Source organism: Pseudomonas sp. MF6751 (assembly GCF_016613265.1).
Lineage (GTDB): Bacteria > Pseudomonadota > Gammaproteobacteria > Pseudomonadales > Pseudomonadaceae > Aquipseudomonas > Aquipseudomonas fluorescens_BV.
In genome coordinates this window covers 47,596-73,618 of sequence record NZ_JAENSV010000015.1, presented here as the reverse complement: position 1 = coordinate 73,618, position 26,023 = coordinate 47,596, and the positions used below count along the sequence as shown (strand labels likewise).

Below are 26,023 nucleotides of genomic sequence, written 5' to 3'. Positions count from 1 at the left end.
GTTATTCAGCCTTCTTGGGGGTGGAGTTGAGGACGCTGGTCAGTTCCAGGCGGCCAGCGGTGCGCAGGGCGGATGCTTCGACGTCGAGCAGTTCCAACTCCTCGCCGGCGGTGGACCAATGGCCGTTGCCGGTGGGGAATGGGATGAGGACGGTGTAGGTTTGGCGGGTGGGCATGGGTGGAAATCTCCGGGTGGGAAATGTAAAAGCCCCTGCGGGGAGCGGCTTTGGGGAGGCGAAAAAAAACCGCTTTCGCGGTGGGTTATTTCAGGAAATCAGGCAACTCTGGCCATTCGACTTTGTAGGGATCGCCCGAGTCTTGTGGGACGTCGCGTACTGCCTGTCGATAAAGCGCAAGCTCACTACGTTGCAGGTCAGTCAGTGAGCTGTCTAAGGACTGCATTGCCTCTGTGGAAGCCAATAGCTGTTGACGACGAGTGCGTATAGAGGCCCATTCGGCAAGAGCAATAGACTCGGGGTTAGGTTTATACTCAAATTCCGACTTAACTAGTTCATTCACTTAAAATTCCACCTTATCAGTAAGCGATAGCTTCGAGCTAATGGTCCCAACGGCAAACAAACCGCCGATACCGACTTGCATAGTATCAATACGGATGGTAGTCACATAAATACTTGGAAATTTCAGACGCATAATCACATTACCACTCGCGTCCGTGTAAATTCCCGGAGACATATTTCCGAATACAGACTTGTTCAATACAGCGCGCTGAGGTGAGTAGCAATAACCCACAATTGTCTCATCCACGATGCTTGCACTTCCGTAGCTGTAACCACGAATATTAAACCAGAACATCTGAGTATGAGTATTAATGTTAACCGGCAACTTAAAGTGCATGTACACGTCAGCCGACGTGCCTAGATCAATGATGGGGAAACCACCTGACGCCCCGGTATTCTGAGGACCACCAGTACCCCATACGCCGCCTTGGAAGACGTTTAGCTGAACGGAACCTGCGGCCCCGACCAGCCCAACCATATCTTTTTTGCTGCGAAAATCATCAAACTCCGCCCGTGCAACGTCCATACGGTCGTCTATCTGAGAAATCTTACCGTTAACCGCAGTTGTCAGATTATCTGCGGCAGTGACCAAGTCACCAATTTTCTGCTCAATTCCCATAATCAACCTCTGAATTAAATACTAAGGAACAACGCAAAGCAGTCCCAACTAAACTTTTCGCTCCAGCTCCACCACCCGAAACAGCATACCTAAATGCCGCCCCATATTATTCACATTAGCAGCAGCAACAGCCGCCAACTCTTCTGTAAACAACAAATTAAGGTTGTGCTCCCCCACCACAATCATCACGCTATCCGCCGGCAACGGCGAAACATCCAGCGTGAACTTCTGCAACACCCGCGCCGCCGCCGCTTTATACGTCAGCAACGTCCCCGCCACGGAATACACCGCCAGCAAGGTGCCGCTGGCGAGGTAAAAACCGAACTCACCAATCTCATACTCACCGTCGCCATCGAACAGCGCGGCCATCCTGAGTTGGCGCTCGCCCAGGTCTTCGTAATCGACGATGGCCACCCGTTGGCGCTCGTCACGCAAGGCCACTTCCGTGCCGTCGGGGTTGTAGCGGCCGGTGCCGGCGCCGATGTGGGTGATTTCGCCTTTGAGGCCCTGGTTCTTTGCCTGCAGCACTTCATCCAAACCTTTGGAGGTGAAGCGCACCAGGCGCGTGATTTCATCTGTCATGGCTGCGCCCTGAGGTCGTAATCGTTAATGGTGTAGTGCTGGGCAACCCCGGCACTGTTTAGCCGGGCAACCAGCGCCAAGTCCGGCAACGCGCCGTTCAGATAGAACTCGCCGTCGCTTAAAGGCGCGTCGAGCACTTGCGTGAGGGCGAGCTGGCCTTCGGTTTCATGCACGATGGTAATCGTCGCCTGATCGCGCTCACTTTTGGCTGCGTTGATACGCCGGATCAGCCGGTTGTGGTCGCCGCTGGACCAACTGCGCCCGATGATCGCCTGCACGTCGAAGGTGTAAGGCACGCCCAGCGGACGTTGCTGGTACCAGGCGCTGATATTGGGCGTGAAGCCCAATGACTCCACCGCATGACTCAGCGCCTTGGGTGTGCCGGCCTGGCGCTGGATCTGCCAGGACAAGGCCACGGTCAGGCGTTTCTCCGCCTCGCTGGCCTCGGCATCCCACTCGCTGACGCCACGGTCTGCGGCCAGGTAAGGCAGGAATTCGCTGGGGGTGTGCAGCGGGTTCATCAGTGCCGGAAACGGCGGGGTGACGCGCTCAAGCAATGTGCCGAAGCCCAGGTCCAACGCCTTTTCCAGCGGTGAGCTGTTGGCGGGCAGCAAACTCGCTTTGGGTTCACTCATAGCGTGCGCACCTCCACCTCGACGCCCGTGCAATGCGGGGCCTGGAACGCGGTGCTGACAATCGGCGCCAGCGGTTCGAGGATGTGCAGTTGCGCAGCGCCGGCGCTGTGGATGGCGTAGTCGATCCAGCTGGGGTCCACCCGCCCTTCCAGGCGGTGGCAGGACTCTGCGTAATCTTGCAGCAGTTTCTGCGCCGCCACTTGGGTCAGGCCCGAGTCCGGGCCGGCGTTGATCTTGGCCACCACGCGAATTTTGTAGGGCTGAATCTGTGCGCCCTGGACGCTGACAAGATCGGTTTCGGGCCGTACATCCGGCCGTGCGAAATGTCGACGTACACCGTCAAGCAAGTCGGCAGATGGCGTGCCGTCACCCTCCCTGGAAAGCACGGTGACCATGACTTCCCCCGGTGCGGTGCGTCGAGCATTGCCGTCCTTGATCTGGGCCGCATAGCCGTCCGGGTCGAAGGTGTAGGTGACCGTCACGACACCCGGCGTCGCGCTCTGTACTTTCACCGCCGGGCGCTCGCCGAGGGTGAACACTTCGCGGCGATACTGCATGCGTGATCCCGCTGCCGGCGCGTGGGGGGCCAAGTAGTAACGCAGGCGAGCGTCGTCGTCGCTTTCCAGGGTTGGCGGCACCGGCGGGAACGCGGCCGGGTCGCCAGGGTCGAGCATTTGGCGTTCCAAGCCCATATCGGCCAGGCGTGCATCCAGGTTACTGCCGGTTGCCCACCACGCCAGCATCTGCTTGATGCGGGCGTTGTATTTGCGTTCGTGGGTTTGCAGACGCACGCAAAAAGCCTCCAGGGCCAGGGTCAGCAGTTCGCTCTCGTTATCGAGGCTGACCTGGAGTTTGGCTGCGCTTTGCGGCGCGCGGGTGGCGACATAGTCGATGACAAACGCTTTGAATTCGGCCAGCAACGGTTCGAACTCATCCACCTTAATGATGGCCGGTTCCGCCAGTTGGTTCTGGCCGGGGATCAACATGCTCATGTCACGACCTCGAAGGATTGTTGGCGGTTTTTCCAGGTGCCGGCAAACCGCAGCAGCAGGCCGGCGCCCTGGCGGGTAGCGACGATGACCTGAGGGTCGAAGTCGCCAACGCCGTTGTGGATGTTGTAGAACGCTTGGGCGGCGTGGCTTTGGGCGAGGATCAGCAAGTCGTCGCCCAGGTTCTGGCCGAGCAACTGCGGGATCAGCGAGCCGTACAACGGGCGTTTTTGCCGCGTTCCAATGGGAGTGGTCAGCGCCCGGGTGGCGCGCTGCACAAATTGCAGCCAGTCATCGACGGCTGCCCCGGTGTTCCTATCGATTCCGAGCATGGGATGTCCTTATCGGGGGCTGATGACGCGTCCTTGATGGTCCACCACCGGGCCGCTGAAGTGCGTGCCGCCGGCATCCAGCAACAGGCTGGTACCGCCGACTTGCAGGGTGATGCCCTGGGCGTTGAGGGTCAGGCTGGCGGCGCCGACTTTGACGTCAACTTGTTCGCGGGAACCGCTGAAGGTGGTCGGGCCATTGGCCCAGTTGAAGGTGTGGCTGGCGTCGTCGTAGTCGCTTTGGGTGCCGTCTTGATGGCGGCGCCGGGTCAACGTCGCAACGCTGGAGACTGGCGGAAAACGATCACTGTTGAGGCCAAACAAAGCCACGGATTGCACACCGCCTTCTCCCCCGCCGTAGTTGAGCAGCAGGCATTGTTCACCCACCGTGGGGATACGGGTTTCAGTTTGGGCCCCGGCACTGGGGTTGAAAAAACGGATCGCCGGGGTGAGCAAGTCACCGTGGCTGACCTTGCAGGTGTTGCTGGCCGCGTCGACCTGCTGGCAAATGCCGATCCGACAAAAGCTCTCGGCGCGGCGGTAGAGGTCTTCGAGCTGGGACTCCATCTCGGCCAAGCGTTCGACGATCGGCCCCAATTGCATGCGTAATAGCGCGTCGAACATAAGCTACTCCGCCAGTGGTTTGTATTGGGCCGGGTCGTCGATGTTGGAGACGTCCCAGGTGCAGGCAAACAGCGGCTGGCCTGGAGGATCTTCAAGTAACGACGGCCCCAGATAGAGGGTCTGAGTGAAGGAAACCGTCCAAGTGTCGTAGTCCGCATCAAGGGTGCTACGCACAGCCGGAGCGGCGACGATATTGGCGGGCAAATCGCATTGTGTCGTGGGCAGGTTCCAACGGTTATCCAACACCAGGTCCATGAGTTGGCTGGCCAGGTCACAGGCATCGAACGGCAATGCGCCGGGAGCGACCATGGCCCTGAGTGAAATGCTCAGCACGTGGGCCTTGCGCCCTTCGCGAGAGCGAATACCCGGGCCGTTGCCTTCGACCGTGACCTGCACACCGGTTTTTTCGGCGTCGCCCTGGAAGTCCTGATGACTGCCGACCTTGAGGTCCGGGAAGGCTGCATGCAGCGCAGCGGCCACGGCCTGGGGCAGTTGGGATGGCTTTTCGATAAGCGTCATTTTAAGTAGCGTCCTTGCAACAATTACTGCGGGTCCTGGCGGGAGCCTTGGTTGATCCCGATGCGCTTGGCCGCCCATCGCTCGTAAAGGCCGATAGCCACGTCGGCACCGGCCATGGCGGTCAGGCAACCGATGGCGCCGGCGGTCCAGATCGACATCCCCGCTGCGTAGCACAGCATCAAAGCCGAAACCCCGCAAACCATGCACGCCCCGGAACGCAGGGCCAGGCGACGGATCAACGACCAACCGCGGGCGCCCTCCTTGTCGGCCCGCCACATCTCGCCGGATACGCCGCCGATCACTGCCAGTACGATGACCAGCCAGATAGGCATTTCCGCTAACGCTTGCTGTTCATTTGTCATGTCACGCCTCCTGGCTGAGCAATTAATAATCCATATTTCATTTACAGATGCTTCGATAGGTAGGCATTCCAAAAAGCCCGGTTGCCCGGGCTTTTCAGTAATGCTGTCCTCGGACTTTCGGCGCTACTGGCGCGGTACGGTCCTTTCCTCAATGTTTTTTCCGACCACGATCCCTGTCTGCCGGATAACTGCTTCTGGTGCTTTACGCTGCACACCCGGGTCAGTTGCCAACCCTCTGAACCGTTAAGGCCGGTTCATCGCTGCCTGTTTTTTGAAGCGTTAAAACTAAAGAGCGTCGGCATCCTTGCCGGTGTTGCCTGGCATCCCTGCCATCGCTTCGATGGCGTCCTTGCCGATGTTGCGTGCCTTCCTTGTCTTCCTTGGCAGCATCCTTGCCGCCTCCACCAGGCCTTGTTGGCTGGCTTGAGATGAAGAATATGCATGTATGCATATACAGTCAATGCACAAATGCATTTATTTTTGCTATAGGAATGCACGGATGCATTGGAAGCCTGGCGGGCTTGGGTTTTGCCGGTTTTCTATGGACGAAAAAAAACCCGCACATGGGCGGGTTTCTTCTTACGCGTGGAGGTTAGCGGGCGTACATGCCCCACCAGAAAACATGACCGAGGATGCTGATCTGCTCGTCCTGGATATCCTGGAAACTGTAGTCCTCATCCGGGTGCTCATCACGGTTGAAGCTGCGCAGGCGAATCCCGGAAGGCAGGCGGTAGAGCTGTTTAACCCGCAACTGGCCGTTGTGATTGATTGCATACAGGTCGCCATCGACGATATCGCCGATGCCGCTCTTGCCAGCATTCACACCGACCGTGGCGCCGTCGCGCAATACCGGCAACATACTGTTGCCGCGCACCGTCACGCACTTGGCCTGGTCGAACTGCACACCGTTATGCCGCAGGCTGCGCTTGCCGAACCGCAGGCTGGCCTTCTCGCTTTCCTCGATGACGAATCTTCCTGATCCAGCAGCCAATTCAACCTCGCGCAGAAAGGGGATCGACACCTCGTCGTCATTAACGGGGGTGTCGTCGTCCCACAGGCTTATGTCCTTGAGTTCCGAATGCATCGGGTCGCGCCCGTCATCGCGCAAAACGCCCACTGCTGCGCGCCCGCGCAGGTAATCAGTACTCACGCGGAAATACTCGGCGATACGGGAGATGTGTTTATCCGACGGATCAACGATCTTGCCGCTGAGGATCCGGGACAATGTGGATTGAGGCACGCCAGTGCGCCGGTGAAGCTCCGTGGGGGAGATCCGGTCGCGATCCAGCAGTTCTCTTAAGACAATAGAAACGTTGCGTTTTTGCATAACGCGGATAGTGACGGGAGTTTTTGGGGTTGGCAAATGCTAATTTGCATATCTATACATAAAATGGATGTATTAAGTGAAGTTTTGGCCAGTAACGGGGCTGTAATCGCGTGATAATTTCTACCCCCTACGGATCGACCCCGATGAGCTTCGCAACGTGTTTGCCGCTTATCAGGGACGACGTTCACGTGGATTTGCCCATCAAGCATATCGACAACTCTGGACGGCAGGTGTCGACAAGATTGACTACCATATTCCCGAGCAGCATGCACCGGCCGATCTAGCGGTTAAGCTCGGGCCGCCATCAGGAGCGCGTTGATCAATCAAGCAGGGCTTGTCCAAAGAAGCAAAAAGCTCCTTTGCCGACTTTATCCGTAACGCAAAATCCGAGCAGAAAAAGCGCGTCTACAGTGAGGTTCTGACTGAAGCGACCAAGCAGCAGAATCTCGTGATGATGAAGGCAGAAGCGAAAAGAGCTTGATTGCACACCACCTTTCGAAGCCCGGCCCTGTGCCGGGCTTTTTATTGGGTCAATTTGCATTTTACCTAGCCGTTTGCAACCTGCGAACGCGCCACTTCGCGTGTTAACCTTGCCGCCATCGCAAAAAATGCTGGGCCAAGCGCCCCCTTTGCCCCATCACTTTCAACGAATTTGCCTATTACCCAATGAGTAAAAACACCTCCGATCTGTCCTCCCACACCCCGATGATGCAGCAGTACTGGCGCCTGAAAAACCAGCACCCTGATCAGTTGATGTTCTATCGCATGGGCGACTTCTACGAGATCTTCTACGAAGACGCGAAGAAGGCCGCCAAGCTGCTGGACATCACCCTGACCGCGCGCGGGCAGTCGGCGGGGCAGTCGATTCCGATGTGTGGGATTCCTTACCACTCGTTGGAAGGCTACCTGGTCAAGCTGGTGAAGCTGGGTGAGTCGGTGGTGATCTGTGAGCAGATCGGCGACCCGGCCACCAGTAAAGGGCCGGTGGAGCGTCAGGTAGTACGCATTATTACGCCGGGCACGGTGAGTGATGAGGCGTTGCTGGATGAGCGTCGCGACAACCTGATTGCGGCGGTGTTGGGCGATGAGCGTTTGTTCGGCCTGTCGGTGCTGGATATCACCAGCGGCAACTTCAGCGTGCTGGAGATCAAGGGCTGGGAGAACCTGTTGGCGGAACTTGAGCGTATCAATCCGGTGGAGTTGTTGATTCCGGATGATTGGCCCAAGGACTTGCCGGCGGAGAAACGTCGTGGGACCAAGCGTCGTGCACCGTGGGATTTCGAACGCGACTCGGCGCTGAAAAGTCTGTGCCAGCAGTTCTCGGTGCAGGACCTTAAAGGCTTCGGTTGCGAAACCCTGACCCTGGCCATCGGTGCCGCAGGCTGCCTGCTCAGCTACGCCAAGGAAACCCAGCGCACTGCCCTGCCGCACTTGCGCACCCTGCGCCATGAGCGTCTGGACGATACCGTGGTGCTCGATGGCGCCAGCCGTCGCAACCTGGAATTGGACACCAACCTGGCCGGTGGGCGTGATAACACCCTCCAATCGGTGGTGGACCGTTGCCAGACCGCGATGGGCAGCCGTTTGCTGACCCGTTGGTTGAACCGTCCGCTGCGGGATTTGACGGTGTTGCAAGCGCGCCAGTCTTCCATTACCTGCCTGCTCGACGGCTATCGCTTTGAAAAACTGCAGCCGCAACTGAAAGAGATTGGCGATATCGAGCGCATCCTGGCGCGGATCGGCCTGCGCAATGCGCGGCCCCGCGACTTGGCGCGCCTGCGTGATGCCTTGAGCGCCCTGCCGCAGTTGCAAGTGGCGATGACCGAACTGGACACGCCGCACCTGCAACAGCTTGCAGTCACCGCCGGCACTTACCCGGACCTCGCAGCGTTGCTGGAAAAGGCCATCATCGACAACCCGCCGGCGATCATTCGTGACGGCGGTGTGTTGAAAACCGGCTACGACAGCGAGTTGGATGAGCTGCAATCCCTCAGCGAAAACGCCGGGCAGTTCCTGATCGACCTGGAAGCCCGCGAAAAAGCCCGTACGGGCCTGGCTAACCTGAAGGTCGGCTATAACCGCGTGCATGGTTACTTTATCGAGTTGCCGAGCAAGCAGGCGGAGTCGGCGCCTATCGACTATCAACGTCGCCAGACCCTCAAAGGCGCCGAGCGTTTTATCACCCCCGAGCTAAAAGAGTTCGAAGACAAGGCGCTGTCAGCCAAAAGCCGCGCCCTGGCGCGGGAAAAAATGCTCTACGAAGCCTTGCTCGAGGACTTGATCAGCCGCCTGGCGCCGTTGCAAGACACCGCCGCCGCCCTGGCGGAGCTGGATGTGTTGAGCAACCTCGCCGAACGTGCGCTGAACCTGGACCTCAATTGCCCACGGTTTGTCAGCGAACCGTGCATGCGTATCGTGCAAGGTCGTCACCCGGTGGTAGAGCAGGTGCTGACTACGCCGTTCGTCGCCAATGACCTGTCGCTGGACGACGATACCCGCATGTTGGTGATCACCGGTCCGAACATGGGTGGTAAATCCACCTACATGCGCCAGACCGCGTTGATCGTGCTGTTGGCGCATATCGGCAGCTTCGTCCCAGCAGCCAGTTGCGAACTGTCCCTGGTGGACCGCATTTTCACGCGGATCGGCTCCAGCGATGACCTGGCCGGTGGCCGTTCGACCTTTATGGTGGAAATGAGCGAAACCGCCAACATTCTGCACAACGCCACCGAACGCAGCCTGGTGCTGATGGACGAAGTGGGCCGCGGCACCAGCACCTTCGACGGCCTGTCCCTGGCCTGGGCCGCGGCCGAACGCTTGGCGCATCTGCGTGCGTACACGCTGTTCGCCACGCACTACTTCGAGCTGACGGTGTTGCCGGAAAGCGAGCCGCTGGTGGCCAACGTGCATCTCAATGCCACCGAGCACAACGAGCGCATTGTGTTCCTGCACCATGTGCTGCCAGGGCCGGCAAGCCAGAGCTACGGCCTGGCCGTGGCGCAGTTGGCCGGTGTGCCGAGCGAGGTGATCACCCGTGCCCGTGAACACCTCAGCCGCCTGGAAACCACGGCCCTGCCCCATGAAACGGTGGTCGCCAGCCCGGCCAAAGCCAGCAAGAAACCCGCCGCGCCGCACCAGAGCGATATGTTCGCCAGCCTGCCCCATCCAGTGCTGGATGAGTTGGCAAAGCTTGACCTGGATGACTTGACGCCGCGTAAAGCGCTCGAAATGTTATATGCACTGAAGACTCGGATATAACGCAGACGCTTGCAAGCTGATAGAATCTCGCGCGGTTTGGGATGCTGCGGGCTTTTAGCCTGGTCCGCAGACTATCGCTCTCAAACCTCGCGAACCCCACCAAAAGGGGTTTCGCTGCCGCCGCCTGAGGAGAAAATTAGAAATGACCTTCGTCGTCACCGACAACTGCATCAAGTGCAAGTACACCGACTGCGTAGAAGTCTGTCCGGTGGACTGCTTCTACGAAGGCCCGAATTTCCTGGTTATCCACCCGGATGAGTGCATCGACTGCGCCCTGTGTGAACCAGAATGCCCGGCCGTCGCGATTTTCTCCGAGGACGAAGTGCCTGCGGAGATGCAGGAGTTTATTCAGCTGAACGTCGAGTTGGCGGAAATATGGCCGAATATCACCGAGCGCAAAGACCCGATGCCCGATGCTGCGGAGTGGGATGGCAAGAAAGGTAAGATTGCAGACCTCGAACGCTGATAGCGTCGTCGCCCCCAAAAGGCCCCTTGCGGGCCTTTTTGCGTTTCTGAAGGAAGCGTTTTACTTTTCTATAGGCAAAAAAAAGGGGCGGTATGACCCGCCCACATTTTTTCCCTAGTCCCTGTATTCCTTTTCATCATCCTGATGAATCGCATCCTGCGACGTTCCTTCAAACCATCGTTCCTTGATGGCTGTGCCAATCCGTGGACACGGGGCTGATGTTAGAGCGTTCCGAGAGAAGTTCAACGCGCCCCCCACGGCGGGCTGACAAACTTTTCCGCTCGCCAGAATGAAAATAATCGTTATTTTTCAAAACCTTAGATAATAACTTCGTCGATTCAAGACGTACGCAACCGCTAAAAAAACCAAACACTTACGGAAAAGTAAGCGAATGCTTACACGCGCATTACGCAAAGTAGCAGCAAGCCCTATTGGCGCCCCACCTGTAGGAGCGAGCTCGCTCGCGAAAAACCTGAGAGCACCACGGATCGTCAGGCTTTTCGCGTAACCGTTAAAGCCAAATCAATCGTCGCTCACGGTAATGGTCGGCATCGCCGGCGCCGTCGCTTCCTGCAAAACAATCCGCGCACCGACGTGACGGGCCAATTCCTGATAGATCATCGCGATCTGCCCATCAGCCTCTGCCGCTACGGTAGGTTTGCCACCATCGGCCTGCTCGCGAATCTCCATCGCCAATGGCAACGATGCCAACAGTTCAACGCCATACTGGGTAGCGAGCTTCTCGCCCCCACCTTCACCGAACAGATGCTCGGCATGCCCGCAGTTGGAACAGATGTGTACCGCCATGTTTTCCACAACACCCAGCACCGGGATGTTGACCTTGCGGAACATCTCCACACCTTTCCTGGCGTCGAGCAGCGCCAGGTCCTGAGGCGTGGTGACAATCACTGCACCGGCCACCGGGACTTTCTGCGCAAGGGTCAACTGGATGTCGCCGGTGCCTGGCGGCATGTCGATCACCAGGTAGTCGAGGTCGCCCCAAGCCGTTTGTGTGACCAGTTGCAGCAACGCACCGGAGACCATCGGCCCGCGCCAGACCATCGGCGTGTTGTCATCGGTGAGAAACGCCATGGACATCACTTCCACACCCAGCGACTCGATGGGCACAAACCATTTCTGATCCTTCACCTTCGGCCGCGTGCCTTCGGCGATGCCGAACATCACGCCCTGGCTCGGCCCGTAGATGTCGGCATCGAGAATGCCCACGCGCGCACCTTCCCGCGCCAGGGCCAGGGCCAGGTTAGCCGCCGTGGTGGATTTACCCACGCCGCCCTTGCCGGACGCCACCGCCACCACGTTCTTGACGTTGGCCAGGCCCGGGATCTGCGCCTGGGCCTTGTGCGGCGCGATCACACATTGGATATCGACCTTGGCCGAACTCACGCCGTCCAGGCCCTCGATGGCCATTTGCAACATCTGCGCCCAACCGCTTTTGAACAAACCCGCGGCATAACCCAGTTGCAACTGCACCGACACTTGGTCGCCCTGGACCTCGATGGCACGCACACAACCGGCACTGACCGGGTCCTGGTTCAAATAAGGGTCGGTGTACTGGCGAAGAACGGCTTCCACCGCTGCGCGATTGACGGCGCTCATGGGCTACTCCCGAAAAAAGACTGACTGAAACAGGCGGCTATCCTAACCGTTCCAGCCGCCGAACGGCATGCTTTCGAAGGTGCGCAAGACACTGAAACAGCGTCACGGGGTGAAATAAATTTCCCGGCGCTTTATAGTGGCCGACCTCCGTTTCATCAAGTAGCCGAGCCCCATGTCCGAGCCACGCAAGATCCTCGTCACCAGCGCCCTGCCCTATGCCAATGGTTCCATCCATCTTGGCCATATGCTTGAGTACATCCAGACCGATATGTGGGTGCGCTTCCAGAAGCATCGCGGCAATCAATGCATTTATGTCTGCGCGGACGACGCCCACGGTTCGGCCATCATGTTGCGCGCCGAAAAGGAAGGCATCACCCCGGAACAACTGATCGCCAATGTGCAGGCTGAACACAGCGCCGACTTTGCCGAGTTCCTGGTGGATTTCGACAATTTCCACTCGACCCACTCCGAAGAAAACCGCGAGCTGTCGAGCCAGATCTACCTGCGGCTGAAGGAAGCCGGGCACATCGACCAACGTTCGGTGACCCAGTATTTCGACCCGGAAAAGAAAATGTTCCTGGCCGACCGTTTCATCAAGGGCACCTGCCCTAAATGCGGCACCGAAGACCAGTACGGCGACAACTGCGAAAAATGCGGCGCGACCTACGCACCGACCGATTTGAAGGATCCCAAGTCAGCGATCTCCGGTGCCACTCCGGTGCTCAAGGACTCGCAGCACTTCTTCTTCAAGCTCCCGGATTTCCAGCAAATGCTGCAAACCTGGACGCGCAGCGGCACCTTGCAGGACGCCGTGGCCAACAAACTCTCCGAATGGCTCGACAGTGGCCTGCAGCAGTGGGACATCTCCCGCGACGCGCCGTACTTCGGCTTCGAGATTCCGGGCGAGCCGGGCAAGTATTTCTATGTATGGCTGGACGCGCCGATCGGCTACATGGCCAGCTTCAAGAACCTGTGCGACCGCACCCCGGAGTTGGACTTCGACGCGTTCTGGGGCAAGGACTCCACCGCCGAGCTGTACCACTTCATCGGCAAGGACATCGTCAACTTCCACGCGCTGTTCTGGCCAGCGATGCTTGAAGGCTCGGGCTACCGCAAGCCGACCGGTATTGCCGTGCACGGCTACCTGACGGTCAACGGCCAGAAAATGTCCAAGTCCCGTGGCACCTTTATCAAGGCGCGCACCTACCTGGACCACCTGTCGCCGGAATACCTGCGCTATTACTACGCGTCCAAGCTGGGCCGTGGCGTCGACGACCTGGACCTGAACCTGGAAGACTTCGTACAGAAGGTCAACTCGGACCTGGTGGGTAAAGTCGTCAACATCGCTAGCCGTTGCGCCGGGTTTATCCACAAGGGCAACGCCGGTGTACTGGTAGCCGAGAACGCCGCACCGGAACTGACCGACGCCTTCCTGGCCGCCGCGCCAAGCATCGCCGACGCTTATGAAGCCCGCGACTTTGCCCGCGCCATGCGCGAGATCATGGGCCTGGCCGACCGCGCCAACGCGTGGATCGCCGACAAGGCGCCGTGGTCACTGAACAAGCAGGAAGGCAAGGAAGCTGAAGTCCAGGCGATCTGCGCCACCGGGGTCAACCTGTTCCGCCAGTTGGTGATCTTCCTCAAGCCGGTGCTGCCACTGCTGGCCGCCGATGCCGAGGCGTTCCTCAACGTGGCGCCGTTGAGCTGGAACGATCACACCACCTTGCTCGGCAATCATCAATTGAACGCGTTCAAGCCCTTGATGACCCGAATTGACCCGGTGAAAGTCCAGGCCATGACCGACGCTTCGAAAGAAGACCTGGTGGCCAGCCAGACCGATACCGGCCAATCCGCGCCGGCGGGCAATGGCGAACTGGCCAAGGACCCGATTTCCCCGGAAATCGATTTCGACGCCTTTGCCGCCGTAGACCTGCGTGTGGCGCTGATCATCAAGGCCGAAGCCGTCGAAGGTGCCGACAAGCTGCTGCGCCTGACGCTGGATATCGGTGACGAACAGCGCAACGTATTCTCCGGCATCAAGAGCGCTTACCCGGCCCCGTCCAAGCTCGATGGCCGCCTGACCATGATGATCGCCAACCTCAAGCCACGGAAAATGAAGTTCGGCATTTCCGAAGGCATGGTGATGGCGGCGGGCCCTGGCGGCGAAGAAATCTACCTGCTGAGCCCGGACAGCGGTGCCAAGCCGGGTCAACGCATCAAGTAACCTCTGCAAAATGCCCCGCTGTTGCTAACGGCGGGGCTTCTCAGCTTGCCCTCCTCCCTGGGCCGGGCGTCAACGCTATGATCACAGCATGAACCTCATTCAACGTATCGACGCGCTGCTGCCGCAGACTCAATGCGGCAAGTGCGGGCACCCGGGTTGCAAGCCTTACGCAGAAGGCATCGCTAAAGGCGAAGCCATCAACAAGTGCCCGCCCGGTGGGCAGGAAACCATTGAGGGGCTCGCGCAACTGCTGCGCCTGCCGGTACTGGAACTGGACACCAGCCGAGGAGATGCGCCTGCGCAAGTCGCCTATATCCGCGAAGCCGAATGCATCGGTTGTACCAAATGCATCCAGGCCTGCCCGGTGGACGCCATTGTGGGTGCCGCCAAGTTGATGCACACCGTGATTGTCGACGAGTGCACCGGTTGCGACCTGTGTGTTGCGCCCTGCCCTGTCGACTGTATCGAGATGCGCCCGCTTGCTGACGTTCTGCCTATCGTCGGTGACTTGGCCAGCAACGATGATGAACGGCGTGCGCGCGACCTCAAACGCAACCGGGCGCGGCGACGCTTCGAACAACGTAACGCCCGTCTGCAACGTGAAGAAGCTTGCATGCTCGCCGAACGCCTGGCACGAGCCAAGCGCGCAGCGCCGATGGAGGTGGCACCGGTCGATAATACTCAGGCCGCTCAGGACGCTGCGATCAAGCAGGCCAAAAGCAGCGTCGCCATGAGTCGCGCTCAGTTGCACAAATCCTTGAAAGCGTTTGGGCATCCGCCGACCTTTGAGCAACAGTCGCAATTGATTATGCTGCAGCGACAGTTCGAGGCATCCGAGCAGGCGCTTGCCGCACTGGAGGCCAACAGCTCACCGCAGCCACCAAAGACGACCACTAAAAGCGCCGAGTTCAAGCGCGCAAAAATCCAGCTGGCCATGCGCCGTGCAGCATTGAAAAAGGCTCAGGATCACCATGCTGACGAGCATCAATTGGCAACCTTGAAAGCTGCATTGAATGACGCCGAGCAAACGCTGCAAGATGCCGAGGCCAACGGCTGACCCACTGCGCTGTGTATTACGAACATCACGCCGACCGCCTGCAAGGAAACGTCTGTCCCTATGAATGCCGCAAAACGCCTGGAAATCTTCCGCAGGTTTCACGAAGACAATCCGGAACCGAAAACCGAACTGGCCTACTCCTCACCGTTCGAATTACTGATTGCGGTGATCCTTTCGGCTCAATCCACGGACGTTGGCGTTAACAAGGCCACGGCGAAGTTGTACCCCGTGGCCAATACACCCGCCGCGATTTACGCCCTGGGTGTGGAAGGCCTGTCCGAATACATCAAGACCATCGGCCTGTATAACAGCAAAGCCAAGAATGTGATCGAAACGTGCCGCCTGCTGCTGGAGCTGCATGGGGGTGAGGTGCCACAAACCCGCGAAGCCCTCGAAGCCTTGCCTGGCGTGGGCCGCAAAACGGCTAACGTGGTACTCAATACGGCGTTTCGGCAGTTGACCATGGCGGTGGACACGCACATTTTCCGCGTCAGCAACCGAACCGGCATTGCGCGGGGCAAAAATGTGGTTGAGGTGGAAAAGCAATTGATGAAGTTCGTGCCCAAGCCCTATCTGCTCGACTCCCACCATTGGCTGATCCTGCACGGACGCTACGTTTGCCAGGCCCGCAAGCCGCGCTGCGGCAGTTGCCGTATCGAAGACTTGTGCGAATACAAGGACAAGACCTCCGACGATTGAGCGATCATTGGTTTTTGTGATCAGGCGATTGAAAAAATCTTTTTTACCCGTTCGCGGATTATCGCTATAAGGAGCCCCAACGGCAGTCTTAGCCTGGAGTTGACCTTATGAGCGCTGGCAACGAACAACTGGAAGTGGAAGACGACCTCGTTGAGTCGGATGACGATGTGGTAGAGGCACCTGTGGCAGAGGTGGCCAAGACCAATTTAAGCAAACGCCGCACTATCGACAATCTTCTGGAAGAGCGACGCTTGCAAAAACAGCTGGCCGATTACGACTTCGATCTCTGATCGAGCCGTTGACGGCCGGAAGCCTCCCTGACGGAGGCTTTTTTCTGCCGGTTACACGGGTATTCAAGGGGTGCAATATCCTCCTAGACCAAGCCGTTGCGCTGGGCCAGTTCGATCAGGTCCACGAGGGACCTGGCATTGAGCTTGAGCAGCAAGCGCGTCTTGTAGGTACTGACGGTTTTGTTGCTGAGGAACATGCCATCGGCAATTTCCTTGTTGGTTTTGCCGCGGGCCAGTTGCTGCAGCACCATCATCTCCCGCCCCGATAAGCGTTCGACCATGTCGGCTTCACTGGCATTGCCCATGGTTGACCGCACTGAGTTGAGCGCCTGGTTCGGGAAATAGCTATAGCCGGAAAGCACCGCCTTGATGGCACTGAGTAACTCTGTCAGATCCTGCTGCTTGCACACATAGCCGGCGGCACCTGCCTGCATGCAGCGCATGGAAAAATGGCCGGGCGCCTGGGACGTCAGCACCAGCACCTTGAACGAAACGGCTTGCTTGGTCGAAGCCAGCCGACAAATAACTTCCAGGCCGTCGAGCTTGGGGATTCCGATATCCAGTATCACAATATCCGGCATATGTTCCCGTGCAAGTTGCAACGCATCGACACCGTTATCAGTCTCGGCAACGACCTCATAACCATGACGCTCCATTAGCATGCGCACAGCAAGACGAATGACGGGATGATCATCCACGATCAGCACTTTATTCATGAGAAAGTCCAATTTCGCTGTTCGAATTATTTAGAGCAAACACAATAGCCTAGTCGATTACTAGTTGGCATAGCATTCCCCCCCGAGCAAGAGCAGGCAGAGACCCAACCCACAAGAAGATAGGAATTAGCCTACAAAAATTCGCCAACTTAGATGCATAGAGCTTTATGGTTGCTTTCAGACCTTTCTCGACGCGTACATATTTTGAGTGAAAGATCATGACCATCAGCCCGTAAAAGTAAACGTGCCGCACAAGTCTTTCAGGAAATACCCCTTGTTTGTCGCAATGACGCCAGCAAACCGCCCCGAAAAAACTATCCGTATTAGTTCCATTTAACATATTTCGACACTTCCATAATTCCTACAGAAAATTCAACAACTCACATATCCATTGCAGCTACATGAGTGAATTTTCTGTCAGACATAGTTCCTCCTCAGATGTAAAAAATCATTCAACCTTAAAAATATAAAGATAAACTGGATAATAATTGCGCAAGTTACGGAAAAATCCTTAAACACACGCTAAACGCTAATAAACAGCGCCGCATCTAAAATCCAGGCAAAAAAAGGCCCCTTGCAAAAGGGGCCTTTTTTCACGACAGACGCACGGTTCAGAACAACGAGCGGCCCTTGTTGGCAGCAATGCGCATGCGCAGCGCGTTCAACTTGATGAAGCCTGCCGCGTCCGCCTGATTGTAGGCGCCGCCGTCTTCTTCGAAGGTGGCGATGTTGGAGTCGAACAGCGACTCATCGGACTTGCGGCCGATGACGATCACGTTGCCCTTGTACAGCTTCAGGCGCACGACACCGTTCACGTGAGCCTGGGAGGCGTCGATCATCTGTTGCAGCATCAGACGCTCAGGGCTCCACCAGTAACCGGTGTAGATCAGGCTGGCGTACTTGGGCATCAGCTCGTCTTTGAGGTGCGCGACTTCGCGGTCCAGGGTGATGGATTCGATGGCGCGGTGGGCGCGCAGCATGATGGTGCCGCCCGGGGTTTCATAGCAGCCACGGGACTTCATGCCAACGTAACGGTTCTCGACGATGTCGAGACGGCCGATACCATGCTGACCGCCGATACGGTTCAGGGTCGCCAGTACGGTGGCCGGGGTCATTTCAACGCCGTCCAGCGCAACGATGTCGCCGTTGCGGTAAGTCAGTTCCAGGTACTGCGCCTTGTCTGGAGCGTTCTCCGGGGAGACCGTCCATTTCCACATATCTTCTTCGTGCTCGGTCCAGGTGTCTTCCAGCACGCCGCCTTCATAGGAAATGTGCAGCAGGTTGGCGTCCATCGAGTACGGCGACTTCTTCTTGCCATGGCGCTCGATCGGAATAGCGTGCTTTTCAGCGTAATCCATCAGCTTTTCACGGGACAGCAGGTCCCATTCACGCCACGGCGCAATGACTTTAACGCCTGGCTTTAGTGCGTAGGCACCCAGTTCGAAACGTACCTGGTCGTTGCCCTTGCCGGTGGCGCCGTGAGAAATGGCGTCGGCGCCCGTTTCATTGGCGATCTCGATCAGGCGCTTGGCGATCAGCGGACGTGCGATGGAGGTACCCAGCAGGTACTCACCTTCGTAGACAGTGTTGGCGCGAAACATCGGGAAAACGAAATCGCGGACGAACTCTTCGCGCAGGTCGTCAATGTAGATCTCTTTCACGCCCATGGCTTGCGCCTTGGCACGTGCAGGTTCGACCTCTTCACCCTGACCCAGGTCAGCGGTGAAGGTCACCACTTCACAGTTATAAGTATCCTGCAGCCACTTGAGGATCACCGAAGTGTCCAGGCCGCCGGAATACGCGAGAACGACCTTGTTTACGTCGGCCATGCCATCACTCCACGGGGTTGTACGGAAAGGCGACGATTCTACCGATCAAAACCGTGAAATTACAGGGGCGCGACAGCAAATGAAGATAAAGCGACAGATTATGTCGAGTGGGCGACCGATGGTCGCCTCTTATGAGGTAGCCGCCGGGTTGCTCGGCGCAGTGGCCTGAGGCGCCGGTTTCTCTGGGGTAGCCACCCGCTCAAGCTGAATATTTACACGGCGGTTACGCGCACGGTTGGCGGCATTAGTGTTGGGCGCCAAGGGGTAGCTTTCGCCATGGAAGCGCATCGTGATTTGCGATTCCTGGATGCCGTTGGCCTTGAAGTAGTCCATCACCGCCAGGGCGCGGCGCCGTGAGACGTCACGGTTGGTCAGGCGATTGCCACTGTTGTCGGAATGGCCGTTCAACTCGACATGATTGACCGTGGGATCGGCTTTCATGAATGCCAGGATCACCGACAACTTCTTCTTGGCCGCCGCGTCCAGCTCAATACCACCACCGGGGAAGCCCACTTCAGTCTGTTTGACCTGGTCGTAATTCATGGGCAGCAGCTTGGTGGTGCACACCTGATAATCGTTGTACGCCTTGTTGAACTTCACAGGCAGCAGGCGAATTTCCGAGTAGCCGCCTTGACGCCCGTAATGCCGCACGGTCGGGCTGCGCCCTTCAAGCAAACCCGTGAACAGGCGGCCGGCCTGGGCCTGGGAGCTATTGAACAGGACGTCGCCGCTGCCGACACGCACGGCCCCAAGGTTGATATCACCTCGGCCCGGCTGCCACGGCGCGGCCGCGGCCAATAAGGTTGCCGAGCCGGCGCCAAGGGTGCCGCCATAGGTTTTCAGACGAAACGTTGCCTGCTCGCCGGCCCGGCGCACGAACTCACCGGAACCGAAATCGGTGATCGGCTGGGTCAGGCGGCACTCGAACTGATCGCCCTCTACCTTCCACTCAATATTCTCCAGACGTGTCTGGAACGTGAGGGCCGCCGCAGGCAGGCTGGCGAACACACTGAGCAGGGCTAGATAATACTGGCGCACGGGAGGCTCCACTGGTTTCTACAACACTTCAAAGCGTCATACATCGTTAAGGCATACCCGGAGATATCGGTAGCATCCGGCAAAACTTGATAGCGAGTGCCTGCAAGAGTCTTTTCCGGTAGCATTCCCACCAGATTGACCCGCCTGGAATCCCCAATGTCCGACCGCCTGACCCTGCTGCGTCCCGACGACTGGCATATTCATCTTCGCGATGGTGCTGCGTTACCCCAAACCGTGGCCGATGTGGCCCGCACGTTTGGCCGTGCCATCATCATGCCTAACCTGGTACCTCCGGTGCGCAATGCCGCAGAAGCCGACGCCTATCGCCAGCGCATCCTCGCTGCACGACCGGCCGGCAGCCGCTTCGAACCGTTGATGGTGCTCTACCTGACCGACCGCACCCAGCCTGAAGAAATCCGTGAAGCCAAGGCCAGCGGTTATGTGCACGCCGCCAAGCTGTACCCGGCAGGTGCGACCACCAACTCCGATTCCGGTGTAACCAGTATCGACAAGATCCTGCCGGCGATCGAAGCCATGGCGGAGGTCGGCATGCCATTGCTGATCCACGGGGAAGTCACCCGTGGCGACGTGGATGTGTTCGATCGCGAAAAAATCTTCATCGATGAACACATGCGTCGTGTGGTCGAGTTGTTCCCTACGCTCAAAGTGGTGTTTGAACACATCACCACCGCCGATGCGGTGCAGTTCGTCAGCGAAGCGTCGGCCAACGTTGGCGCGACCATCACCGCTCATCACCTGCTCTACAACCGCAACCACATGCTGGTGGGCGGGATTCGGCCGCATTTCTATTGCCTGCCTATCCTCAAGCGCAATACCCACCAGGTGGCACTACTGGATGCCGCCACCAGCGGCAGCTCGAAGTTCTTCCTCGGCACCGACTCTGCGCCACACGCCCAGCACGCCAAGGAAGCCGCATGCGGCTGCGCCGGCTGCTACACCGCGTTTGCCGCCATCGAGTTGTACGCCGAAGCGTTCGAACAGCGTAACGCGCTGGACAAACTCGAAGGTTTCGCCAGCCTCAACGGCCCGCGTTTCTACGGCCTGCCGGCGAATACCGACCGCATTACCCTGGTCCGTGAAGACTGGACCGCCCCTGCCAGCCTGCCGTTTGGCGAGCTGACCGTTATCCCGCTGCGCGCCGGTGAAACACTGCGCTGGCGCCTGCTGGAGGAAAGCAAGTGAGTGAAGACCATTACGACGACGAACAAGAGCACGGCGGTGGCGGCTCGCGCCATCCGATGGCCGAGCGTTTTCGCGGTTATCTGCCGGTTGTCATCGACGTAGAAACCGGTGGTTTCAACTGCGCCACCGACGCCTTGCTGGAAATCGCCGCAACCACCATCGGCATGGACGAACAGGGCTTTGTGTACCCGGAACACACTCATTTCTTCCGCGTCGAGCCGTTTGAAGGCGCCAATATCGAAGCCGCTGCCCTGGAATTCACCGGGATCAAGCTCGACCACCCGCTGCGCATGGCGGTAAGTGAAGAAGCGGCGCTGACCGATATCTTCCGTGGCGTGCGCAAGGCGTTGAAGGCCAATGGCTGCAAACGTGCGATTCTGGTCGGCCACAACAGCAGTTTCGACCTGGGCTTCCTGAACGCCGCCGTGGCGCGGCTGGACATGAAGCGCAACCCGTTTCATCCGTTCTCCAGTTTCGACACCGCAACGCTTGCCGGCCTGGCCTACGGTCAGACCGTTCTGGCTAAAGCCTGCCAGGCGGCCGGTATCGACTTTGACGGGCGTGAAGCCCACTCGGCCCGCTACGACACCGAGAAGACCGCCGAGCTGTTCTGCGGCATCGTCAATCGGTGGAAACAGATGGGCGGCTGGGAAGACTTCAACGACTGAAGGCAAATCCCGCGCATAAAAAAACCGGCCTTTTCAGGCCGGTTTTTTTTGTACCGTGACGTTGGCTTACAGCTTGCCAGCGTTCTCGGTCAGGTAAGCCGCTACGCCTTCAGGCGAAGCGTTCATGCCTTTGTCGCCTTTTTTCCAGTTGGCAGGGCAGACTTCGCCGTGCTCTTCGTGGAATTGCAGCGCGTCGACCAGGCGGATCAGCTCTTCCATGTTACGGCCCAGCGGCAGGTCGTTGATGATCTGCGAGCGCACAACGCCCTTGTCGTCGATCAGGAACGCGCCACGGAACGCCACGCCGCCTTCGGACTCCACGTCGTAAGCCTTGGCGATGTCGTGCTTCATGTCGGCAGCCATGGTGTATTTGACTTTGCCGATGCCGCCGTCGTTGATGGCGGTGTTGCGCCAGGCGTTGTGGGTGAAATGGGAGTCGATGGAAACCGCGACCACTTCAACATTGCGCGCTTTGAAATCGTCCATGCGGTGGTCCAGGGCGATCAGCTCTGAAGGGCAGACGAAGGTGAAGTCCAGCGGGTAGAAGAACACCAGGCCGTATTTGCCTTTGATGGCTTCAGACAGTTTGAAGCTGTCTACGATTTCGCCATTGCCGAGGACGGCTGGTACGTCGAAATCCGGGGCTTGTTTACCGACGAGTACGCTCATTGGATATCTCCTGATATAGGGGTGACGATTGAAGTAAAAGGACCGGTCGAGTCTGCCTGTGGAAACAGACAGAAATATGACGCAATCACGCTTCGTGAAGACCGACCATCATACACCGAAAAAACCGTTCGTCAGCGCACGGGCGATTCCCCCCGGATTGCTGCTGAAACTATTTTGACAATCATTCTCGTTAACATTAAGATCCATCGCACTTAAGCCATAAACCCGCGACGGTTCTCACTTATGTATGTCTGCCTCTGCACTGGCGTCACCGACGGACAAATCCGCGAAGCAATCTATGAAGGTTGCTGCAGCTACAAAGAAGTGCGTGAAACCACCGGCGTTGCCAGCCAGTGCGGCAAATGTGCTTGCCTGGCCAAGCAAGTGGTACGGGAAACCCTGACGCAGCTGCAAACAGCCCAGGCCGCACTCCCCTACTCGACAGAATTTACACACGCCTGATAGGCATGTTTTAAAGAGCCGGACCTTGTGTCCGGTTTTTTTATGCCTGTAATTCAATTAGTTAGCGCCAAGACGCGGAACACAAACATTCTTATTCCGATTAATTTTCATTTATTATTCAATAACTTAGGTTTGACACTAGGATTTTCACCGCTCAGACTCCGCCCTATACACAGCTATTACAGGGCAGGACCCCAGTCATGAAAGGCGACATCTCAGTCATCCAGCAACTCAACAAAATCCTTGCCAATGAACTGGTCGCGATCAATCAGTACTTCCTGCATGCGCGCATGTACGATGACTGGGGCCTGGAAAAGCTCGGCAAGCGTGAATACAAAGAATCGATCAAGGCCATGAAGGACGCCGACGCGCTGATCAAGCGCATCCTGTTCCTGGAAGGCCTGCCGAACGTGCAGGACCTGGGCAAGCTGAACATCGGCGAGCACACCCAGGAAATGATCAGCAGCGACCTGGGCTTTGAGCGCAAGAGCCACAGCGACCTGAAGGCTGGTATCGCTCACTGCGAAACCAAGGGCGATTTCGGCAGCCGTGAACTGTTGGAAGATATCCTGGAAGATCAGGAAGAGCATATCGACTGGCTTGAAACCCAGTTGGGCCTGATCGACAAGGTCAGCCTGGAGAATTACCTGCAATCGCAGATGGGTGAATAACCCGTAGCGTTCAGGCACAAAAAAGCCCCGCTCTCACCAGAGAAGCGGGGCTTTTTATTGCTCGCCAATTAGGCGTCAGTCTTGACTGCTGCTTTTTGCGCTGCGTCTTTGATCAGCGCTTGCAGCGAGCCATCAGCTGCCATTTCAGTGATGATGTCGCTACCGCCAACCAGCTCACCGGCTACCCACAACTGCGGGAAAGTCGGCCAGTTGGCGTACTTTGGCAGGTTGGCGCGGATTTCAGGGTTTTGCAGGATATCCACGTAAGCGAACTTCTCGCCACATGCCATCACAGCCTGGGACGCTTTTGCGGAGAAACCGCACTGAGGCGCGTTAGGTGCGCCCTTCATGTAAAGCAGAATGGTGTTGTTGGCAATCTGCTCTTTGATCGTTTCGATGATATCCATGGAACACCTCTGCAGGAACTTTGCGACTCACGGGTCGGCACGGTGGCGCATTGTAACGCAAAAATCCAGCAGGATGCTCAGGCCGCCGCCACCTTCACCGGTACGCCGTTGAGCGCCGCATTACCCGACAACTCGTCCAATTGCCGCTCGTCGGTCAAGTCATTGGCACTCGCCCCCGGCTGGCTGCTCGCGATGCTCATCTGCACGCCCGGACGACCGTGGCCCCAGCCGTGAGGCAGGCTGACCACACCCGGCATCATGTCCGTGCTGGCCGCTACTTCCACCTCGACCATACCGATACGCGAACTCACCCGCACCCGCTGGCCATCGCTCAACTGACGGCTAGCCAGATCATCGGGGTGCATCAGCAGTTGATGGCGTGGCTTACCCTTCACCAGCCGGTGATAGTTATGCATCCAGGAATTATTGCTGCGCACATGCCGCCTGCCAATCAATAGCAGTTCGTCGGCCACCGGCACCGGCTGCGCGGCGAAACGCGCCAGGTCTGCCAGGATCACGGCCGGTGCCGCTTGCACCTTGCCATCCGCGGTTTTCAAACGTGCCGCGAGGTTGGGTTTGAGCGGCCCCAGGTCCACGCCATGGGGATGATCCGCCAACATCGCCACCGACAGTTTATGACTGGATGCGTCACCATAGGCACCCGCACGCAGCCCGAAGTCGATCATCTGTGCCGGTGGCAGGGTGGGTTTGAGCACCGCGCCAGTGTGCGCCGCAAACGCCTTGGCCAAGCCGACAAAGATCTCCCAGTCATGCAACGCACCCTCAGGCTTGGGCAGGATGGCGCGATTGAAGCGTGTGACATTGCGTACCGCGAACAGATTGAAGGTGGTGTCGTAGTGATCGTTTTCCAGCGCCGAGGTGGACGGCAGGATCAGGTCGGCATAACGCGTGGTCTCGTTGATATACAGGTCGATGCTGACCATGAACTCCAACCCGTCCAGGGCTTGTTCCAATTGGCGGCCGTTAGGCGTGGACAGTACCGGGTTGCCGGCCACCGTCACCAGGGCGCGGATCTGCCCTTCACCCTCGGTCAGCATTTCTTCGGCCAGGGCTGACACCGGCAGTTCTCCGCCGTACTCCGGCCGCCCGGACACGCGGCTCTGCCAGCGGTTGAAATGGCCGCCGCTGGTGGAGGCCACCAGGTCCACCGCGGGGCTGGTGCAGAGCGCGCCGCCGACACGGTCCAGGTTGCCGGTCACCAGGTTGATCAGTTGCACCAGCCAATGGCACAGCGTGCCAAACGCTTGGGTCGAGACCCCCATGCGGCCATAACAAACGGCCTTGTCAGCGCCGGCGAAGTCCCTGGCCAACTGGCGAATCTGCTCGGCAGGCACCGCACACTGGCGGCTCATGGCCTCGGCATCGAAGCCGGTAATCGCCTTGCGTACATCATCCAGACCTTGCACCGGCAAATGGCTGTCGCGTGTCAGCCCTTCGGAGAACAAAGTGTTGAGCACCCCAAACAACAATGCCGCATCGCCGCCGGGGCGCACGAACACGTGCTGGTCGGCGATGGCTGCCGTCTCGCTGCGCCGAGGGTCGACCACCACCACTTTTCCGCCCCGCGCCTGGATGGCCTTGAGGCGTTTCTCCACATCGGGCACGGTCATGATGCTGCCATTGGAAGCCAGCGGGTTGCCGCCGAGAATCAACATGAAGTCGGTCTGGTCGATATCGGGTATGGGCAACAACAGGCCGTGGCCGTACATCAGGTGACTGGTGAGGTGATGAGGCAGTTGGTCTACCGAGGTCGCGGAAAAGCGATTGCGCGTCTTCAACAGCCCTAGAAAGTAGTTGCTGTGGGTCATCAACCCATAGTTATGCACGCTTGGGTTGCCCTGATACACCGCCACCGCGTTCTGCCCATGCCGCGCCTGGATACCCGCAAGCCGCTCGGCCACCAGGGCAAAGGCTTCATCCCAGGCAATCGGCTGCCATTCGCTGCCCACCCGCCGCATGGGTTGGTGCAGGCGGTCCGGGTCATTCTGGATGTCCTGCAGGGCCACCGCCTTGGGGCAAATGTGGCCGCGACTGAAACTGTCCAGAGGGTCGCCCTTGATCGAGGTGATCGCCAGGCTACCGTCTTCGGCTTGGGTGGTTTCCAGGGTGAGGCCGCAGATGGCTTCGCACAGGTGGCAGGCACGGTGGTGGAGAGTCTTGGTCATGGCCAGTCTCTTTTATAGGGGCTTTGACTCAACTATGGGCCGCGACCACTTGGCGCGCCA

General features: G+C 58.3%; 29 protein-coding genes. 10 read left to right on the top strand and 19 right to left on the bottom strand.

Annotation, left to right across the window (positions count from 1 at the left end; genetic code table 11):
* Nucleotide 1 precedes the first annotated feature (1 nt).
* The 12 genes from JJD66_RS14610 to JJD66_RS14555 all read right to left on the bottom strand — a co-directional run bounded on the left by JJD66_RS14610 (nt 2) and on the right by JJD66_RS14555 (nt 7,044).
* The gene (locus JJD66_RS14610; protein WP_168220166.1) at nt 2-175 is read right to left on the bottom strand and encodes a hypothetical protein; all 174 of its coding nucleotides are present in this window, start codon (nt 173-175) and stop codon (nt 2-4) included.
* Nucleotides 176-260: 85 nt separating this feature from the next.
* Nucleotides 261-518 (bottom strand): phage tail assembly chaperone, encoded by a 258-nt coding sequence (locus JJD66_RS14605; RefSeq protein WP_256595303.1) that lies wholly within the window; start codon nt 516-518, stop codon nt 261-263.
* Nucleotides 519-1,136, bottom strand: a complete 618-nt coding sequence (locus JJD66_RS14600) for a hypothetical protein (protein ID WP_105225972.1) — start codon at nt 1,134-1,136, stop codon at nt 519-521.
* Nucleotides 1,137-1,184: 48 nt separating this feature from the next.
* Entirely contained in the window at nt 1,185-1,718 is a 534-nt protein-coding gene (locus JJD66_RS14595) for a hypothetical protein (protein WP_105225971.1), read from the bottom strand.
* Nucleotides 1,715-2,353, bottom strand: coding sequence for a phage tail protein I (locus tag JJD66_RS14590; RefSeq protein ID WP_057976043.1), 639 nt, complete (start codon nt 2,351-2,353; stop codon nt 1,715-1,717). The genes JJD66_RS14595 and JJD66_RS14590 overlap by 4 nt, the downstream gene beginning before the upstream one ends.
* A complete protein-coding gene (locus JJD66_RS14585) occupies nt 2,350-3,345 on the bottom strand; it encodes a baseplate J/gp47 family protein (RefSeq protein WP_105225970.1) in 996 nt (331 codons plus the stop codon). Before JJD66_RS14585 ends, JJD66_RS14590 begins: the two co-directional genes overlap by 4 nt.
* Nucleotides 3,342-3,674, bottom strand: coding sequence for a phage baseplate protein (locus tag JJD66_RS14580; RefSeq protein WP_200648454.1), 333 nt, complete (start codon nt 3,672-3,674; stop codon nt 3,342-3,344). Before JJD66_RS14580 ends, JJD66_RS14585 begins: the two co-directional genes overlap by 4 nt.
* A gap of 9 nt (nt 3,675-3,683) precedes the next feature.
* Nucleotides 3,684-4,295, bottom strand: a complete 612-nt coding sequence (locus tag JJD66_RS14575) for a phage baseplate assembly protein V (protein ID WP_200648453.1) — start codon at nt 4,293-4,295, stop codon at nt 3,684-3,686.
* Nucleotides 4,296-4,298: 3 nt separating this feature from the next.
* The gene (locus tag JJD66_RS14570; protein WP_198714758.1) at nt 4,299-4,814 is read right to left on the bottom strand and encodes a hypothetical protein; all 516 of its coding nucleotides are present in this window, start codon (nt 4,812-4,814) and stop codon (nt 4,299-4,301) included.
* Nucleotides 4,815-4,837: 23 nt separating this feature from the next.
* Nucleotides 4,838-5,176: a phage holin family protein gene (locus tag JJD66_RS14565; protein ID WP_005785384.1), complete on the bottom strand. Its 339-nt coding sequence runs from the start codon at nt 5,174-5,176 to the stop codon at nt 4,838-4,840.
* A 592-nt stretch (nt 5,177-5,768) separates the two neighbouring features.
* Nucleotides 5,769-6,503 carry a LexA family transcriptional regulator gene (locus JJD66_RS14560; RefSeq protein WP_105225966.1) on the bottom strand — a complete coding sequence of 245 codons (735 nt, stop codon included), beginning with the start codon at nt 6,501-6,503 and terminating at the stop codon, nt 5,769-5,771.
* Between the two features lie 319 nt (nt 6,504-6,822).
* Nucleotides 6,823-7,044: a hypothetical protein gene (locus JJD66_RS14555; protein WP_198714759.1), complete on the bottom strand. Its 222-nt coding sequence runs from the start codon at nt 7,042-7,044 to the stop codon at nt 6,823-6,825.
* 125 nt (nt 7,045-7,169) lie between these two features.
* On the opposite strand from JJD66_RS14555, the gene mutS reads away from it, so the two are divergent.
* Together mutS and fdxA are read left to right on the top strand one after the other, a co-directional pair.
* Complete coding sequence (gene mutS, locus JJD66_RS14550) at nt 7,170-9,761, top strand: DNA mismatch repair protein MutS (RefSeq protein WP_200648452.1); 2,592 nt, start codon at nt 7,170-7,172, stop codon at nt 9,759-9,761.
* Nucleotides 9,762-9,903: 142 nt separating this feature from the next.
* Nucleotides 9,904-10,227: a ferredoxin FdxA gene (gene fdxA / locus JJD66_RS14545; RefSeq protein WP_003208688.1), complete on the top strand. Its 324-nt coding sequence runs from the start codon at nt 9,904-9,906 to the stop codon at nt 10,225-10,227.
* A gap of 522 nt (nt 10,228-10,749) precedes the next feature.
* On the opposite strand, the gene apbC is transcribed toward fdxA, so the two are convergent.
* Nucleotides 10,750-11,844 (bottom strand): iron-sulfur cluster carrier protein ApbC, encoded by a 1,095-nt coding sequence (apbC, locus tag JJD66_RS14540; protein WP_200648451.1) that lies wholly within the window; start codon nt 11,842-11,844, stop codon nt 10,750-10,752.
* Nucleotides 11,845-12,016: 172 nt separating this feature from the next.
* On the opposite strand from apbC, the gene metG reads away from it, so the two are divergent.
* The 4 genes from metG (at nt 12,017) to JJD66_RS14520 (ending at nt 16,114) form a co-directional block, all read left to right on the top strand.
* Nucleotides 12,017-14,068, top strand: a complete 2,052-nt coding sequence (gene metG, locus JJD66_RS14535; protein WP_200648450.1) for a methionine--tRNA ligase — start codon at nt 12,017-12,019, stop codon at nt 14,066-14,068.
* Between the two features lie 88 nt (nt 14,069-14,156).
* Nucleotides 14,157-15,125 carry an electron transport complex subunit RsxB gene (gene rsxB / locus JJD66_RS14530; RefSeq protein WP_200648449.1) on the top strand — a complete coding sequence of 323 codons (969 nt, stop codon included), beginning with the start codon at nt 14,157-14,159 and terminating at the stop codon, nt 15,123-15,125.
* Between the two features lie 60 nt (nt 15,126-15,185).
* A complete protein-coding gene (nth, locus tag JJD66_RS14525; RefSeq protein ID WP_003188989.1) occupies nt 15,186-15,824 on the top strand; it encodes an endonuclease III in 639 nt (212 codons plus the stop codon).
* 107 nt (nt 15,825-15,931) lie between these two features.
* A complete protein-coding gene (locus JJD66_RS14520; RefSeq protein WP_014717144.1) occupies nt 15,932-16,114 on the top strand; it encodes a PA3496 family putative envelope integrity protein in 183 nt (60 codons plus the stop codon).
* An 83-nt stretch (nt 16,115-16,197) separates the two neighbouring features.
* Here JJD66_RS14520 and JJD66_RS14515 read toward each other — a convergent pair whose 3' ends face one another.
* From JJD66_RS14515 to JJD66_RS14505, 3 genes are all read right to left on the bottom strand, one after another.
* Nucleotides 16,198-16,830 carry a response regulator transcription factor gene (locus JJD66_RS14515; protein WP_003188986.1) on the bottom strand — a complete coding sequence of 211 codons (633 nt, stop codon included), beginning with the start codon at nt 16,828-16,830 and terminating at the stop codon, nt 16,198-16,200.
* A gap of 611 nt (nt 16,831-17,441) precedes the next feature.
* On the bottom strand, nt 17,442-18,659 hold the full coding sequence (locus tag JJD66_RS14510) for an argininosuccinate synthase (protein ID WP_200648448.1): 1,218 nt from the start codon (nt 18,657-18,659) through the stop codon (nt 17,442-17,444).
* Nucleotides 18,660-18,788: 129 nt separating this feature from the next.
* Nucleotides 18,789-19,697 carry a flagellar protein MotY gene (locus tag JJD66_RS14505; protein WP_105225908.1) on the bottom strand — a complete coding sequence of 303 codons (909 nt, stop codon included), beginning with the start codon at nt 19,695-19,697 and terminating at the stop codon, nt 18,789-18,791.
* A gap of 156 nt (nt 19,698-19,853) precedes the next feature.
* Here JJD66_RS14505 and pyrC point away from each other — a divergent pair, with 156 nt between their 5' ends.
* Nucleotides 19,854-20,900 (top strand): dihydroorotase, encoded by a 1,047-nt coding sequence (gene pyrC / locus JJD66_RS14500; protein ID WP_200648447.1) that lies wholly within the window; start codon nt 19,854-19,856, stop codon nt 20,898-20,900.
* Nucleotides 20,897-21,568 carry a ribonuclease T gene (gene rnt / locus JJD66_RS14495; protein WP_003188980.1) on the top strand — a complete coding sequence of 224 codons (672 nt, stop codon included), beginning with the start codon at nt 20,897-20,899 and terminating at the stop codon, nt 21,566-21,568. The genes pyrC and rnt overlap by 4 nt, the downstream gene beginning before the upstream one ends.
* Nucleotides 21,569-21,634: 66 nt before the next feature.
* On the opposite strand, the gene JJD66_RS14490 is transcribed toward rnt, so the two are convergent.
* Nucleotides 21,635-22,237: a peroxiredoxin gene (locus JJD66_RS14490; protein ID WP_003172097.1), complete on the bottom strand. Its 603-nt coding sequence runs from the start codon at nt 22,235-22,237 to the stop codon at nt 21,635-21,637.
* Between the two features lie 243 nt (nt 22,238-22,480).
* Here JJD66_RS14490 and JJD66_RS14485 point away from each other — a divergent pair, with 243 nt between their 5' ends.
* Both JJD66_RS14485 and bfr read left to right on the top strand, forming a co-directional pair.
* Complete coding sequence (locus tag JJD66_RS14485; RefSeq protein WP_017526354.1) at nt 22,481-22,699, top strand: bacterioferritin-associated ferredoxin; 219 nt, start codon at nt 22,481-22,483, stop codon at nt 22,697-22,699.
* Nucleotides 22,700-22,899: 200 nt separating this feature from the next.
* Nucleotides 22,900-23,370 (top strand): bacterioferritin, encoded by a 471-nt coding sequence (gene bfr, locus JJD66_RS14480; RefSeq protein WP_054898039.1) that lies wholly within the window; start codon nt 22,900-22,902, stop codon nt 23,368-23,370.
* A gap of 68 nt (nt 23,371-23,438) precedes the next feature.
* Here bfr and grxD read toward each other — a convergent pair whose 3' ends face one another.
* Nucleotides 23,439-23,777 carry a Grx4 family monothiol glutaredoxin gene (gene grxD, locus JJD66_RS14475; protein WP_054898038.1) on the bottom strand — a complete coding sequence of 113 codons (339 nt, stop codon included), beginning with the start codon at nt 23,775-23,777 and terminating at the stop codon, nt 23,439-23,441.
* A gap of 77 nt (nt 23,778-23,854) precedes the next feature.
* Nucleotides 23,855-25,963: a molybdopterin oxidoreductase family protein gene (locus tag JJD66_RS14470; protein WP_105225907.1), complete on the bottom strand. Its 2,109-nt coding sequence runs from the start codon at nt 25,961-25,963 to the stop codon at nt 23,855-23,857.
* Nucleotides 25,964-26,023 lie beyond the last annotated feature (60 nt).